The organism is Streptomyces sp. NPDC020801 (genome assembly GCF_044334385.1).
Lineage (GTDB): Bacteria > Actinomycetota > Actinomycetes > Streptomycetales > Streptomycetaceae > Streptomyces.
The window spans coordinates 912,124-926,308 of record NZ_JBIRST010000001.1 but is presented as its reverse complement, the minus strand read 5'-3'; the positions used below and the strand labels follow the sequence as shown (position 1 = coordinate 926,308).

Annotated in this window: 13 protein-coding genes; 4 read left to right on the top strand and 9 right to left on the bottom strand. The window is 68.4% G+C overall.

Annotated elements, in window-relative coordinates; genetic code table 11:
- Positions 1-20 precede the first annotated feature (20 nt).
- From ACH4UM_RS04360 to ACH4UM_RS04345, 4 genes are all read right to left on the bottom strand, one after another.
- Positions 21-638 (bottom strand): hypothetical protein, encoded by a 618-nt coding sequence (locus ACH4UM_RS04360; RefSeq protein ID WP_398173344.1) that lies wholly within the window; start codon positions 636-638, stop codon positions 21-23.
- Positions 639-669: 31 nt separating this feature from the next.
- Positions 670-1,836, bottom strand: a complete 1,167-nt coding sequence (locus ACH4UM_RS04355) for an LLM class flavin-dependent oxidoreductase (RefSeq protein WP_398173342.1) — start codon at positions 1,834-1,836, stop codon at positions 670-672.
- A gap of 27 nt (positions 1,837-1,863) precedes the next feature.
- A complete protein-coding gene (locus ACH4UM_RS04350) occupies positions 1,864-2,856 on the bottom strand; it encodes an Ldh family oxidoreductase (RefSeq protein ID WP_398173340.1) in 993 nt (330 codons plus the stop codon).
- Between the two features lie 770 nt (positions 2,857-3,626).
- Positions 3,627-4,790, bottom strand: a complete 1,164-nt coding sequence (locus tag ACH4UM_RS04345; protein WP_398173338.1) for an NB-ARC domain-containing protein — start codon at positions 4,788-4,790, stop codon at positions 3,627-3,629.
- A gap of 1,249 nt (positions 4,791-6,039) precedes the next feature.
- On the opposite strand from ACH4UM_RS04345, the gene ACH4UM_RS04340 reads away from it, so the two are divergent.
- The 4 genes from ACH4UM_RS04340 to ACH4UM_RS04325 all read left to right on the top strand — a co-directional run bounded on the left by ACH4UM_RS04340 (position 6,040) and on the right by ACH4UM_RS04325 (position 9,174).
- On the top strand, positions 6,040-6,600 hold the full coding sequence (locus tag ACH4UM_RS04340) for a helix-turn-helix domain-containing protein (RefSeq protein ID WP_398173336.1): 561 nt from the start codon (positions 6,040-6,042) through the stop codon (positions 6,598-6,600).
- Between the two features lie 164 nt (positions 6,601-6,764).
- A complete protein-coding gene (locus ACH4UM_RS04335) occupies positions 6,765-7,448 on the top strand; it encodes a hypothetical protein (RefSeq protein ID WP_398173334.1) in 684 nt (227 codons plus the stop codon).
- Complete coding sequence (locus ACH4UM_RS04330; RefSeq protein ID WP_398173332.1) at positions 7,445-8,584, top strand: MAB_1171c family putative transporter; 1,140 nt, start codon at positions 7,445-7,447, stop codon at positions 8,582-8,584. Before ACH4UM_RS04335 ends, ACH4UM_RS04330 begins: the two co-directional genes overlap by 4 nt.
- The gene (locus ACH4UM_RS04325) at positions 8,581-9,174 is read left to right on the top strand and encodes a hypothetical protein (RefSeq protein WP_398173330.1); all 594 of its coding nucleotides are present in this window, start codon (positions 8,581-8,583) and stop codon (positions 9,172-9,174) included. Before ACH4UM_RS04330 ends, ACH4UM_RS04325 begins: the two co-directional genes overlap by 4 nt.
- Before the next feature lie 489 nt (positions 9,175-9,663).
- Here the strand turns inward: ACH4UM_RS04325 and ACH4UM_RS04320 are convergent, their stop codons facing one another.
- The 5 genes from ACH4UM_RS04320 to ACH4UM_RS04300 form a co-directional block, all read right to left on the bottom strand.
- Positions 9,664-10,302: a hypothetical protein gene (locus tag ACH4UM_RS04320; protein ID WP_398173328.1), complete on the bottom strand. Its 639-nt coding sequence runs from the start codon at positions 10,300-10,302 to the stop codon at positions 9,664-9,666.
- A 116-nt stretch (positions 10,303-10,418) separates the two neighbouring features.
- Positions 10,419-10,649 (bottom strand): ferredoxin, encoded by a 231-nt coding sequence (locus ACH4UM_RS04315; RefSeq protein WP_398173326.1) that lies wholly within the window; start codon positions 10,647-10,649, stop codon positions 10,419-10,421.
- A gap of 14 nt (positions 10,650-10,663) precedes the next feature.
- The gene (locus ACH4UM_RS04310; protein ID WP_398173324.1) at positions 10,664-12,007 is read right to left on the bottom strand and encodes an NADH-ubiquinone oxidoreductase-F iron-sulfur binding region domain-containing protein; all 1,344 of its coding nucleotides are present in this window, start codon (positions 12,005-12,007) and stop codon (positions 10,664-10,666) included.
- Positions 12,004-12,744, bottom strand: a complete 741-nt coding sequence (locus tag ACH4UM_RS04305) for a ferric reductase-like transmembrane domain-containing protein (RefSeq protein WP_398173322.1) — start codon at positions 12,742-12,744, stop codon at positions 12,004-12,006. Before ACH4UM_RS04305 ends, ACH4UM_RS04310 begins: the two co-directional genes overlap by 4 nt.
- A complete protein-coding gene (locus ACH4UM_RS04300; protein WP_398173320.1) occupies positions 12,741-13,688 on the bottom strand; it encodes an FAD:protein FMN transferase in 948 nt (315 codons plus the stop codon). The genes ACH4UM_RS04305 and ACH4UM_RS04300 overlap by 4 nt, the downstream gene beginning before the upstream one ends.
- Positions 13,689-14,185 lie beyond the last annotated feature (497 nt).

Sequence of the window (14,185 nt, the reverse complement as noted above, 5' to 3'; positions counted from 1 at the left end):
GCGGCGTCGCCGATACCGGATCAAAGCTCGTAGTAAACGCTGTGCGTCTTGTCGAGGGCCAGACGATCCTCGAGGATCTGCCCGCGGTATCCGCGCGACTGTTTTTCGTAGTAGTCGTACTTGCGATCCATGTCGATGTTGTCAGTGGCCACCATCCCGAAGATCTGGTTCGGGGTGACCGACATCAGGTCGATGTCCATGCCCAGAAGGTCGAAGCGCTCGAGGGCCAGTGTCTCCTCGACCTCGGGATTGAAGTAGTACTCGCCCTCGATCAGCCGGGTTTCACGACTGCCGAAGTCCATCATCCAGGTGCGCCCGTCCAGGGATATCTCCATTGCGATGTGCGCGGTCGAGGGAGTGAAGCCCGGAACCCTTCGCTCGTGGTAGATGATGGTCGGCTTGATCCCATGGCGCTGGAGCACCGCGGAGGCCACCAGCGTCCGGTCGGGACAAGGACCGAAAGCCATCACATCCCCGTCAGCCAGGATCATGGGAACGGTGCGATTACCGAAGACCTTCCTGAGACGTCCCATGTCCCAGACGGTCTTGGGCACGCTCTGATGGATGAGATCCACCACTGAGAGCAGGATATTGACCCCGCTTCCGCAAAATGTGGGAATCCTGAGTTCATCCGGCATACATCCCCTCCCAAGAATTGCATTCGCACGGTCATGCGGCCACGCTCGGCGTCGGTGCGATGCCACGACGGCGCAACTCCGGCAGCACTCCCTCACCGACCCAGTAGGTCTCCTCCAGATGCGGGAAGCCGGACAGGATGAACTCTTCGACGCCCAGCGCCGCGTACTCTTCGATGCGGTCGGCCACCTCCGTGTGGCTGCCGACCAGCGCCGTGCCCGCTCCGCCCCGCAGCAGGCCCACACCGGCCCAGACGTTCGGGTAGATCTCGAGGTCGTCGTGACGCCAACCGTCGCGGAACGTCCCGTGCAGAGCACTCATGCGTGCCTGTCCGGTGGACTCGCTGGCCGCCAGCACGCCCTGCACTTGGGCCACATGCGCCGGGTCCAGACGGTCCAGCAGTCGTGCGGCTGCCGCCCACGCCTCCGCGGAGGTGTCGCGGGCAACCACGTGGAAGCGGATCCCGAAACGGAGGGTCCGCCCCTCCTTCGACGCCATTTCCCTCATCCATGCAAGTTTCTCAGCCACTTGCGCAGGAGGTTCCCCCCACGTCAGGTAGGTGTCGACGTGACGTGCGGCTACGGGGCCGGCGGCCGCAGACGAACCTCCGAAGTAGATCTCGGGCACCGGGCTCGGAGGGGCGGCAACGGTGGCGCCGCGGACGTCGTAGTACTCGCCTGCAAAGTCGAAGGGTGTACCGCTCCACGCCCCTCGGAGCACGGTGAGGAACTCGGCGGTCCTCGCGTAGCGCTGCTCCTTGGTGAGGTGGTCGCCGAAACGGGCCTGCTCGTCGCGTTCTCCGCCGGTGACCACATTCAACAGGAGCCTGCCGCGCGAGAGTCGCTGGAACGTGGAGGCCATCTGGGCTGCGAGGGTGGGCGAGATGAACCCCGGCCGGAAGGCCACCAGGAACTTGAGGCGCTCGGTCTCGCGGGCCAGCGCGGCGGTGACCAGCCACGCGTCTTCGCACCATGTTCCCGTGGGGGTCAGAATCGCGTCGAAACCCTGGTGCTCGGCGGCTCGCGCGACCTGTGCGAGGTAGGTGATGTCCGGGGCTCTGAACCGGTCGGCTCCCCCCTCGGGTGCGTGGTCACCGCCGGCAGCGGTGCCATGTGTACCGTGTGTGCCGACTGCCAGGGACCGTCCGTCGCTGGCAGTCGGGAGAAACCAATGGAATTTTACAGTTGATCGTGCTGTCATCACGCCCCCATGAATAGCGGAGAACCGTCAGCCGGATGCGAAGTCACCGGCGGCTCGCGCCTCCAGTCGATGGTAGACGGATTCAGGTACATCCAATTCCCCCGAAGCGATGACAGCGCGCAGGTGCGCCCGACTCCGGCGTCCTGGCACACGAAAAGGCTGCCCATCTCGAGTAACGGCACCTTCCATCACTTGAACAAGTTTTGAGTTGTTCCCCGCGAACTCGGCAAGTTCCCCGCCGAAGGAAGGGTCGATCGCGATGAACGTATACCCTGTGGTCCATGTGGAGTCGACGCCAGGTCCCATGGGGAAGCCGAAGAGGGATCCGGTCATGATCTGAACGAGCAATGAGATTGCAAATCCCTTGTGGCCACCGAAAACCATGGCTGACACGGCAGCATGCGGATCGGCCGTAAATTCTCCATCAAGATCGACAAAACTGTCGGCCGGGAGTTCCACGGCGGCACGCCGCGCCTCCCAGAGCACTCCCATCGGCGCCATTGTCGTAGACATGTCCACAACGAGTGGCTCGTCGTCCGTAGGGACGGCATAGCTGATCGGATTGACGCCGAGGAAAGGTGTCCTAGCCCCCTCGACCGTGCTGTCGGCCCGGGAGGTGTTCATCACTATCCCCAGGAAACCAGCCCTGGCCAGGCACTCTGTCCACGGAGACAGCACCCCGTAGCGCTGAGTGTTGATCATGCCGACGATGCCGACCCCCCACTTGCGCGCCCGGTCGGCCGCAGCCCGCACCGCGTAGTCCGCGCTGACCGGTCCGATCTCGCGTTGCGCGTCCACGACAGCGAGCACGCCGTGCTCACGCACGGTACGAGGCGTTCCTCGCCGCTCCCGGAAGAACTGCGATTCAAAGCAGAATTTCGCCACGCCGTGCGAGCGCTTCCCCTGGATTTCGCCTTGAAGGTAGTGGTCGACGATGAGATCCACAGAACCCGCCGGCACCTCGGCTCGTCTGCACGTTTCAATCATCAGGCCGCGCACCTGGTCGATACCTGCCCTCACCGGGCGACCTCCGGGTGGGCAAGCCCATGCCGAGATGGAACCGTACGGACCCTGACCTCCGTCGCCAATTCAGTCGGCGGTATGACGAATAGCGCAGCATCCAGCAACCCGCAGCCCCCTTCCGCGATCCATCCCAGCCGGACCTTCTCGCGCAGACTCATTTTGTTCGTCGTTCGAACCAAGAGAGTCGCATCTTCCAAGACCGTCGCACAACTACACGAGCCGTAAATGACTCTTCCCCGAGGTTTCCAATAACTTTACCTAAGCCAAGAGGAGCAGCTTGTTCACAAGTTCTGACCACTCAGGGCGATCTGGCCGGCACACCACCATCGGCGCGCCGTGGATTCAGGAATTCATCGCTCACGGGCACTATTCAAACTGTCCGCGGGATTGATCGGAAGGGGGGCAGTGGCCAGACAATCAATCCCGCGGCGCCCGCCCGCTGTGCTCACACCGCCGGCTGCGGCCGCTGCTTCGGCCGCGACGCGGTCTGCCTGGGCGCTTCAGCCTGATGCCTGGGCATCCGTCATGCCGTCAGAAGAGCGGCGAGCACGGCGAGCACCGGGCTCCAGACGAAGAATGTGGTCCGTGCCCACGAGGAAGGCGTGCTGTACCGAGCGAGCAGATCGTACCGGTGCGCCAGGAGGGCCATGGTCGCCGCGACGGCGGGATCCTTTCCGCACCGACGCGCCTTTCTCGCGGTGGCAGGGCGGAGACGTCGTTGCTTTTCGAGCAGCGGCTCATCAGTGCGGATCCGGGCAGGGACACCCCTAGTGTGCCGCCGGCCTGGAGAAGCCCATCTTGGTGGCCTCCAGCGACTGCCCGTCACATCCCGCGTATGCGCCGACCTGGGCACGCCCGGAACCGGAGAGCGCTTGCGCTCCGCCGGCAGCCAGCAGGTCCCGTCCGATGCGCAGGGGGGCAGGCATCGATGCCGAGTGCCCGGACACGAACAACCGCAGCAGCGGCGACAATGTGTAGTGGGATCCGGTGGCCGCCCCCAGGAAGCCCGCATCCACCAACGTCTCCAGCAGGAACTCCGGATTTCCTCCGCTGACCCCCAGGACCTTCGCGAGGTCCCCCCTGGTCACCCCGGCACCCCCGCGCGCACCGATGTGGCCCAACACCGCCTTCGCCTGCCGGGACAGGGGTTCGTAGGCTGTCGTCAGCAGGTCGCGAAGGCTCAGCTCCCCAACCCGCAGATTCGTGACAAGGTCCCCTGCTCCCCTCAGGTACTGCAAAGCGTCCGTCGGCACCCAACCCGGGTACGCAGCCAGCTTCTTGCCAACGATGCTCAAGGCCACGGGAAGATCGTCGCAGAGCTCGGCTATCCGGGTCACCGATTCCCACTCCGTCCGAATCCTCTCTGAGCCGGCGATCGACTCGATCAGAGCCACCGAGTCGGGGCGGCGGAGCGCATCGACGTCCATCCGCGCCACCCCGTCCAGACCCAGCATCCGCGCACGCCCGGTGACCAGGAGCTGACTGCGCAGCGTCTCCGTGAGAAAAGGCAGAACCTGGTTCTCGCTGGTCGCATTGTCCAATACAACCAAGAGCCGGCGACAGGAAAGAATGGACCGGAAGAGAGCAGCCGCCTCACCCGCACTCGCCGGAATCTTTTCGGGTGGGACAGCCAGCGCCCTGAGAGCCCCCGCCAGGATATCGGAAACCGAGGTGCGTTTCGCCTCCTCCGCACCGAGATCGAGATACAGTTGCCCGTCGGGAAAGTTTGCCGACATCTCACGGGCAAGCCCCAGCACGAATGCAGACTTGCCAGCACCGATGCGCCCGCAGACCACGAGCGGCACCCTGATGCCCCGCCGCGATCTCATCAGTGCAAAAGCCCGCACGCGCTCGGCACCGCGACCGATCAGTTCATCTGGTCCCAGCGGAAGCTGTGCCGGGCGCGGCACCGACACGTCCTGCTGCTTCACCCGCGGAGGCGCCCCGCTGAGGGAGCGCCCCGCAGCGCCCGCAGATCCAGGTCGACTCTCCTCTTGTGCTTCCTCCGCACCGCACTCTCGGGCAACATTTCGCCAGCGCCGTTCCCACTCACCGAGGTCACCACCGCAGGCCCGCACATACCCCAGCGTGACCTGCAGCGTCGGCAGTCGCCGCCCATTCGCGGCGCTGGAAAGCACGGATGAAGAAAACAAAGCAACCCTGGCCATCTGCCGATAACTGGGCATCCCTGATTCCTGACGCAACACCCGCAAGCGGTGCGCAAATGCCGCAACTGGTCCATCGTCAGGATTTATCAGCCTCTCCGGCCTTCCCAAATCTTCCTCCAAGTGCACTCTGAAAGGGAAATGCGTAATTCCGATGCCGCGTACCCAGGTTGAAGGCGTGGAGATCGGGTGTTCCATCACGAGGCCGATTCAGGACCTGGCAGCCGTCCAGCAGGTCGGGCCGAAGCTGGATCTCCTTCAGCTTGCAGACAGGCAGGGAAGTCGGCGATGACGCATTTCAGCAACGGCCAAACGCCATCTTCCGGGCTCAGCCCAGCCGACAGGCCGCTTGCGGTACGAATTGCGGTCTTTTCCAAGGCGTTGATGATCTCCCTGTGCCGAAGCCGAACGAGTGCTTCACTTCCGAAGACGAGGCCGCCCGCGGCGGGGCCGGACGTCGTCGCGAACCAGGCCACCTGCGTTGCACCGACCACCCTCAGCCCCTGCTGTTCGACTCCCTCGGGGCGTCCGTCGGGGCCTGCTGGGACGAGCGCGACCACCGCGACAGTGACAACTCAAGCGGCGTGCAGAGCGGGCGCCTTGATGAATGGCATCCAGGTCCGCCGTACGGGCTGCGGTGAACGAGGTGTCAGCGCAGCGGCGGTCCGCCGAGCAAGGGGAGCGTATGCAACGTCCATCTCGTCACCGATCATCTGGCGGTGGCTCGGGTGGTCGTGTCTCACCGCGACCCGGCAGGGCTGCGTCCCAGCGCCGGAGGCTGCGGCCCTCCGGCACCGGCCTTGTCGTAGAGCCCACGGAAGCATCGCGCGTGATGCCTCCGCCTCGCGCCGACGGAGCCTAGCTGATTAGATGGACTCACACACCACCTCACACCATTGCATCTAGCTGACTAGACGATGCGGGACGAACATACGTCGCTCCATGCAGGTGGTGTCAAGCACCTTTGATGTCCGGGTTCTCTCCGGTGGCGCCAGACCATCCGGCGGAGTAGATAATGACCCAGCCAGTCGGCCCGCCGGCCTCGAAGAGAGGAGTAATGATCATGGAGATGGGCGACGAGCACTCCGCTGGTCGGCGCACAATCGCCCAGAAGCTCGACTACTTGATCACGGAGATCCACCCGAAAGACCGCGGTCCGTTCACCTACCAGGAGATCGCCGACCAGATAAGAAAGCGCGCCAAAGAAGGGGATCCGACCGTCTCGCACGGCACCGTGCAAGCGATCCGCACGGGCAAGGTCACCAACCCCGGCGTTGACTCCTTGCGCGCCCTGGCGAGCTTCTTCGGCGTACCCCCCTCCTACTTCCTCGACGATGAGGTCTCCTCGGCCGTGGAGACACGCATCCGAGAGATCAAGGAGAGCACCGAGAAGGCCGACGCCAACGACGAACTCGCCGAGGTGTTCGCCGACAAGGACGTCCGTGCCGTGGCGTTCCGCCTCGGGGGCCTGTCGGCAAAGTCACTACGCGGCATCAAGGGCATCGTCGAGGGCTTCCGCAAGGCCGAAGGACTCCCCGAAGTGCCCTCCAGGCGAACCAGGCGCGGGAGAAGCTGACTACCCCCCCCCAGGCGCCGTAACTCCCGTGCTCTTACCGATCGTTCACTCGTTCTGCATAAACTGTGGCCGATCAGTAGCGCGAAGGTTGGCCGGAACAGTACTTGGCACAGAGACGTTGCCCGTTCCTGCTGGACTGGCGCTCGGCACAGCAGGGAGAGGCCATGAGGTGGGGCAGACGCTCGCGCAACCAACTCACCGCGATCACTGACCAGCTCTTCATCCCACAGCCTTTCGATCTGAACCAGTTCTGCGCGGCCATTGCGGAGCAGCGTGGCCGGCCCTTGATGCTCCTACCGCTCGACGGCCCCCCGAACCCCGACCTCCCGTGCGGCATCTGGATCGGCCTCGACGCCGCAGACCTGGTCTTCTACGAGACCATGGCCGCGGACGTTCTCAAGGTCCAGATCGTCCTCCACGAGATCGGGCACATGCTGCTGGGACACGAGGCACCCGAGCTCGAGATCGCCGGAGACGTCACGCAGGAGGAGCTGGCCACCGCATCCGAACACTTAGAGCGAATCTTGGCGCGCACCACCCATGTCGTCGACGAGATCGATGCGCCCGCCCTCCCGATCGCTGCCGTCCTGCGAGCAGAAGCCGCGCGTCTCCGGGCAGCCACGAGCCGGGGCAAGCCGAGCGACGCCGCAATGGGGCTCTCAGCCAGCCGCATCGCTCAGCTCCTGGGCCGCACCAGGTTCACCAGCAAGCAGGAGAAGGACGCCGAGACGCTGGGCACCCTCATCTTGGAGCGGGCCAGCCGCAATGACACCGGCGCGACATCGCATGAAGCCGCTGACGTGCTGGGCCGCCTACACGACGCCTTCGGGCACCCTGTCCGCAAATGATCAAGATCATAATCCTGGGTTCGATCTGGGCGGTTGCCATCTGGCGCCTTCCCGCCGCCATCCGCGTGCCCAAGCAGCGTGTGCTCTGGGTCTGCTTTGCCGCGCTGGCCGTGGCCATCACCCTGGGCATCCCGTCCGTGGGGCATGCAGTGGACAGGGCTCTCGCTGTTCTGAACGTCTCGATCGTGCTCAAGCACCTGGTCACCGTCGTCGACTGCGGCGCCGCGCTGGAATTCGTCGTCAGCATGGCCCGTCCCGAGGCGGCCCGGAAGATCCGAGGCCCCCACATCGCCGTCGCGGCGCTCGCAATGATCAGTCTGATCACCTTGTTCGCGCTGATCCCAATGCCCAGGGAGGTCGACGACTTCTACGAGGCGTACGCCGGCTCCTCGACCGCCACCGCCTACTCCGCTGTCGTCATCGGCTATCTCGGCCTGGTCATGGCCATCGGAACCTGGTTGTTCTGGAGCTACAGCCGGCATGCCGGCGCAGCCTGGCTCCAGGCCGGCCTGCGATGTCTGGCCGCCGGCACCGCCGTTGGCATGACCTACGCCGTCCTGCGGGTGGTCCAGATGGTCACCGCCCTCGTCGGCGTGAGCCAACCGGTCCCCTCCGACATGATCAGCAATATCGAGTGGCTGGCGATCGCCCTCATCCTGGTCGGCAACACGATCCCCGCCGTCGGCGTGGCGGTCCGCGCTCGTCAGGCCATCCGCGCGATGCGCGCCATCCGACCGCTGTGGACATCGCTGACCGCCCACGTGCCCGGCATCGTCCTCGAGGCGCAGCGCGACCAGGGACCGCGTCTGCGCCTGCACCGCATGGTCATCGAGATCCGCGACGCAACTCTGGCGCTCGTTCCCTTCGCCGATGAAATGGCGTGTGAGGACGCTGCCCGGACGGCGGAAGCCCAGGGACTGACCGACGAACAGCTCGAGTACATGACGGAGGCATTGATCTTGCGGGCTGCCGCGGCCGCCAAGGCCGCCGGCCGGGAACCGTCACCCGGCAGAGCACTCGGCGACGCCTCAGCGCCGCACGGACTCGACTTCGACGCCGAGATCCGTCGGCTGCGAGGCCTCAACGACGCCTACCACTCGTCCATCGCAACAGCCTTTCCCCCGGAGAACCCATGACCAGCGCCACCCCCCAAGCTGAGCCGCGGCCGGCCCGCCTGATCACGGACCGCCTCGAACCGAAGAACTGGATCATCTTCGTCACCCTGCTCATGGGCTGGCACGCAGACCGGTTCGCAGGGATCGGATGGGGGCTGTTCGCAGCGGTGTTCACCGGCGTCATACCGATCTTGTTCATCAAGTTCGGCGAACGCCGCGGATACTGGGGGGACCGCCACGTCCGGCGCCGCCAGGACCGCATGTACGTCATTCCCGGCATCATGGTCTCCGTGGTCGTCGGTCTGGCGCTGATGTACTCGCTCGGAGCTCCCAGCGAAGTCACGGCCCTCGTCGTGGCGATGCTCGTCTCCCTCGTAGTGGTCCTGGCCATCACCGCGGTGTGGAAGGTGTCCCTGCACACCGCCGTCCCCGCGGGCGCCATCGCCACCTTGGCCCTGGCCTACGGACCCTGGCTGCTACTGCTGTCTCCCGCACTCCCCGTGATCGGCTGGTCCCGTGTCAAGCTCCGAGATCACACCCTGGGCCAGGTCATCGCCGGCACCCTTCTGGGGGCGGTCATCGGCGGGGGAGCGTTCGCCCTGCTGCGCTAGGCGCTCTGTCTGTAGCGACGTCCCGGTTTCACGGTCGACCAAGGCGGCGCCCCGGCCGAGGATTCGGACACCTCCTGGGGCGGTGCCATGGACAGATCCCACCCCTGCTGGACGACGAGCACGGCCGTCCAGGGGACGGTGATGCGGGCGGGCAGCCCGCTTGGCGTGGCCGGCCCTTGCCATGGGCCGGGAAGAGGTCTTCGCCTCGGTGTCGGTGGCCGGCTGCGCGGCCGCGCGAGCCGTTCCGTGCCGACGGCTGAAAGCTGTGCGCACCGTCGCCCGAGCCAGGAGGCGTCGAGCCCGAGGTACTCCGCCGTTGCCGCAAGGAGCTGTCCGGCCTGCTCGGCCGCCGTGGCCGAGTGGTGGCCGGCGTGGCCGGTCACGTCGGCGAACGTGCGCAGGGTTCCCGGCCGCGCGGTGACCGCGAGGTGGGATTATTAAATCCTCCTGGTCGTCCTCGGGCTCTGCCTCGCGCGTATCCCGGAGGCGTTATCTGCTCCAGCCGGAGGCCAGGTGGACTCCGGCGAGCGCGACGGCCAGTCCCGCGCCGAGCGCCACCGCCAGCAGCGACCAGCGGCCGGCCCGCCACGGCGCGACGATCCCGTGGCGCGCCGGACGGCGGCGCAGATCGGTGCCTATGAGGTGCGGCAGGCGCCACACGTAGGCGAGGACGTGCACGGTCATCACGGCGATCCAGCAGACGAAGCTGGCTTTGTGCAGCAGGAGCACCGGAACCGGACCGGTGCCGGGTCCGAGCAGCGCCAGTGCCACTCCCGTGCCGAGGACGGCGACGCTCGTGGCCACGACCAGAGGGCCGAGCACGCGCAGCAGCGGTGCCGGCGGGCCCTTGCGGCGGTACGCGGGCGATCCGGTGTAATACCGGTAGGACCGGTAGCCGGTCGATCCGGTCTTGAGGCAGACCGGGCCGGTCAGCAGCAGCCCGATGAAGAAGTGCAGGGTGAGGAGTTGCCCGAGGAAGAGGATGGTGACGCCCTCGACGGCGAACAGGAGCAGCAGCACCGCACCGGTCGCGGCGGTCAGCCGCTCGTTCCCCTGCGGACCGCCGAGCGCCGTGCTGGGCCGCTCGAACGTGCTGGCCACCGGTGTCCTGCCGCCGATCACAGTCACTCGTCCGTCCTCCTGGTGATCCGGCCCCGCCCAGCCCGGATGGCAGTGCTCTCGAAACCCCCGCGTCGTGGGCCGGAGCGGGCAGAAGTATGACCGGCGTTGGGTTAAGGAATCGTTCACTTCCGCTGCGGCCGCCGGTCCGCGGTCCGGTCCAGGCGCAGTGCCAGCGCCGGGCATGCGGCCACCGCGCGTCGCGCGTGCGCCAGGGCTTCACCGGTGAGAGGGGCCGATCCCGTGATCGGGTAGCCCCACTCGTCGAGTTCGATGAGTTCGGGCAGCAGTTCGGCGCACAGGCCGTAGCCGTCGCATGCGATGCGGTCGATCCCGAGGGAGTGTGTGCGGGCCACGCCGTTCACGCTGTTCACCTCCAATCCCGCTCGTCGGGTGCCGGTGTCTGCGTAGCCGGCAGCACGGGCTCGCGCCCGGCCGCGGCACACGGCCCGAGCCCCAGGTGGTGCCGTACGTCCTCGGCGAAGACGTGCAGGGCGGTCGCCGCGAAACGTGACGCGCCGTCGGGGTGCCGGCAGGCGCCGCGTCCGGCAAGCAGTCCCACACGGCCCTCCAGCCGCCGTAGCAGCTGTGTGCCGGGACGGCCCCAGGCGAGGTCCGCGAAGTCCGCGGCAACGGCCGGCAGCCCGAGTCGGCACGGTCCGCACTGCCGTGCGCTCTGCGCCGCGAGGTATCCCAGGACCCTGGCCGCCTCGGCCAGACCGCAGGCGCTGTGGGGAAGAGCCACGAGCACGCCGGCACCGGGTCCCGCACCCAGGGACGCCAGGTCCTGCTTGGCGAACGGGACGCGCAGCGCCTGCCGCACCGGCAGCCAACTGCCGAAGAAGCCGCCCAGCAGGAGGGCCCGGAGCGGTTCCGTGGCTCCCCCCGCGACGTCCATCACCTCACCGAGCGTCCGGCCCATCGGCACTTCGTAGACGCCCGGTGTGCGCAGCGCACCGGAGAGGGTCACCAGCGTCGTGCCCGCGGCGTCGGGACGCCCGGTGCTCCGGAACCAGTCGGGGCCGTACCGCGCGATCAGTGCGAGGTGGGCGAGGGTCTCGACGTTGTCGATCAGGGTGGGACGCCGGGCGACCCCCTTCTCGAAGGGTCGCGGCGGGGTCGCCAGCGGCCGGGCGTCGCCGCCGTTCAGCCACCGCACCAGCGACGTCTCCTCGCTGGAGACGTAGTGGTGGGGCAGTTCGTGCACCAGGACCGGCACCGGGTCGAGGCCCGTCCCGTGGCGTTCCTCCACGGCGTCCCGGAGAGCGTGTGCCTGGCGATGCCTGCTACGCGGTACACACAGGTGCGCCACGTCGGCGCCCACCGCGGCGGCGGCCAGTGCGGCGCCGTCCAGCACCAGGTGCGGGGCGAGGTCCAGCAGGGTCTCGTCCTTGCGGCTGGCCGGTTCGCTCTCCATGCCGTTGGCGACCACCACGGCGGTGCCTCTGCCGCCGGCGACGGTGCGCAGCTTGCGGCCGGTGGGGAAGGCGGCGCCGCCCCTGCCGGTCAGCCCCGCGTCCTCCACCGCGCGCACCAGTCGGTCGGCCGTGTCGGCGGAGCGGGGAAACGGCGGTGGACCGTACCGGTCAAGGTGCTCGTCCAGGTCGGCCGCGCCACCGGTGGCGTACCAGCCGTGCAGCAGCCGGGAGCCGTGCGGACCCGCCATGCCGTCACGCCCGTTGCCGCTCAGCAGGGTTGTCCGTCCGTCGGTCACTCGGACCCTCCCTCGTCGTCATCGGCCGGCGGGGACGCCGGGCGTACGGCGCCCGTGGCTGGGGGCGCCGCACCTCCCGCGCGGTGCGCCCACCCCGGCTGCAGCGGCCCGGAGCTCAGGAACGCGGTCAGCAGCACGGGCACCACCGCTGCGGTGGCCCCCGCCCAGAGCCGCACCGCGACCCGGCCCGGGCCCGCCCGGTACAACCGCCACCAGACGGCGGCGACGACGAGGGCGAGGCATACGGCGTACAAGGCGAGTTGCAGCATGAGCCGGGTGTCGGTGCCGGTCCCGGCGGCGTGGAAGAGCGCGACCGGCCAGGCCGCGTAGGCCAGCCAGTGCACGGCCTTCCACCGCCGTTGCCCCACGCGCAGCCGCACCGCGCTGGTGGCCGCGACCGCGAGCAGCAGGTCGAACGCGACCGTGCCCAGCCCCAGCCACAACGGCCTGTAGGAGGCGGTGAACGGCACGACCGTCACCAGCCAGCCCAGGTGGACGAAGGTGTCGAGGACGGCGGTGACGATGTGCAGGGCCAGGAAGGCCAAGGTCAGCACCGACAGGTTGCGGTGCAGCGCGCTCACCTCGAAACGGGCGAGCCGCCGCGGCGTGTACCGGCCGCCCACGGCGATGCCGAGCGCGACGGTCGCGGTGAGCAGCACCAGGGCGACGGTGCCACCGGCGCGGGTCGCGTACCACAGCGGGCTGGGGCCGGCGGCGAGTGGGACCAGTCCGGTCACCGGGCACCTCCCGCGGTGTCCTCGGGCCAACCGCAGACCCGCTCGACGGTCCCGTCCACGCGTACCAGCCGCGCGGGCAGCCCGGCCCGGCGAAGCCTGCGCAGCGCGCGTTCGCCGAGGACGACGGCCTCGGTGCTCGCGGTGTTGGCGTCCACGCAACTGGCGGCGGCGACGCTGACGGTGCGCCAGACCGGGGCGGGTATGTCGCCGGTGGCGGGATCGACGATGTGGTGCAGTCGGCGGTCCCCGCGGCGCCAGGTCCGCACCGTGGTGCCGGAGGTGGCGAGTCCGCCCGTGGTGATGCTCACCGTGGGCCGGCCTGCGGTGCCGGGCGCCGTGTGGTCGTCGGCGATGGCGATCCGCCAGCCTCCTGGCGGAGCCTCGCCCGCGACGGAGATGTCCCCGCCGAGGTTGACCAGGATGCCGCAACCCACCACCTGGGCGGCGCGATGGGAGGCCCGGTCCGCGGCGAGGGCCTTGGCGGTCGCGCCGAGGTCGAGTGCGACGCCCGGGGGCAGCCGCAGCCGCCGGGCGGCCCGGTCCCATTCCAGCGCCCGCCGGCCCGCGGACGGTCCCGCAGGGCGTACGGGGCCCAGGTCCTGGGGCCGCAGCGCGGCGAAGGTGACGTCGTAGCCGAGCGCGGTCACGGCGGCTCCGACAGTGGGGTCCACGACGCCTTCGGTCACCTCCGCCGCGTGCAGCGCCACGTCCAGTGCCTCGGCGAACAGGGCACTGACGTGGCAGACGGCACCCGCCGCGGCGTTGGCACGGGACAGTTCCGAGTCGGGACGGAAGCGGCTGCACGCCGCGTCGACGGCGGCGAGTTCGTCGTCGAGCACCTGCCGTGCCGCGTCCATTCCGCCGGGGTCGGCGACCAGCAGCGAGGCGGTGGTACCCAACGCCGGGAAGGAGACCGACGCCGGATGTGCGGCGGCGGTGGTCATGACGCACCCGACGTGGTGTGCGACGGCTGCGGGGTCGGTTTCGGGGGCTTCGTAGCGGTGGGTGCGGGGGCTGCCGGATGTGTGGTGGGCGGCGCGACGGGAGTCGTCCGTTGCTTCGGCACGGTCGCGTGCCGTGCCGGGTGGGAAGGCGGGGCGGCGGTCCTGGACGGGGCCCCCGAGTGCGACGGAGTCCGCGGGGTGGCGGGCGCGCTCGACGTGGTGGGCGCGGGCGCGGGAGTCGACGGCTGGGAGGGCGTCGAGGACTTCCCGGGCAGGGCCTGGGCGTATCCGGTGGCGAGCACCGCGGAGCCGGCCGCGGCCGCGGCGGCCACCCAGCGGGTCGTGCTTCCGACTCGGCGGAGGCCGCGGTCACGGCGACGAACGGCACCGGCCGACGTGGGGTGGTCGGGGTGGGACATGGTTCCTCCTCGGCCGTCGGTTTGCCGTCGTGACGCGCTCGGCATCTCGCGGCCACACCTGTGGGTATCCATCCACCA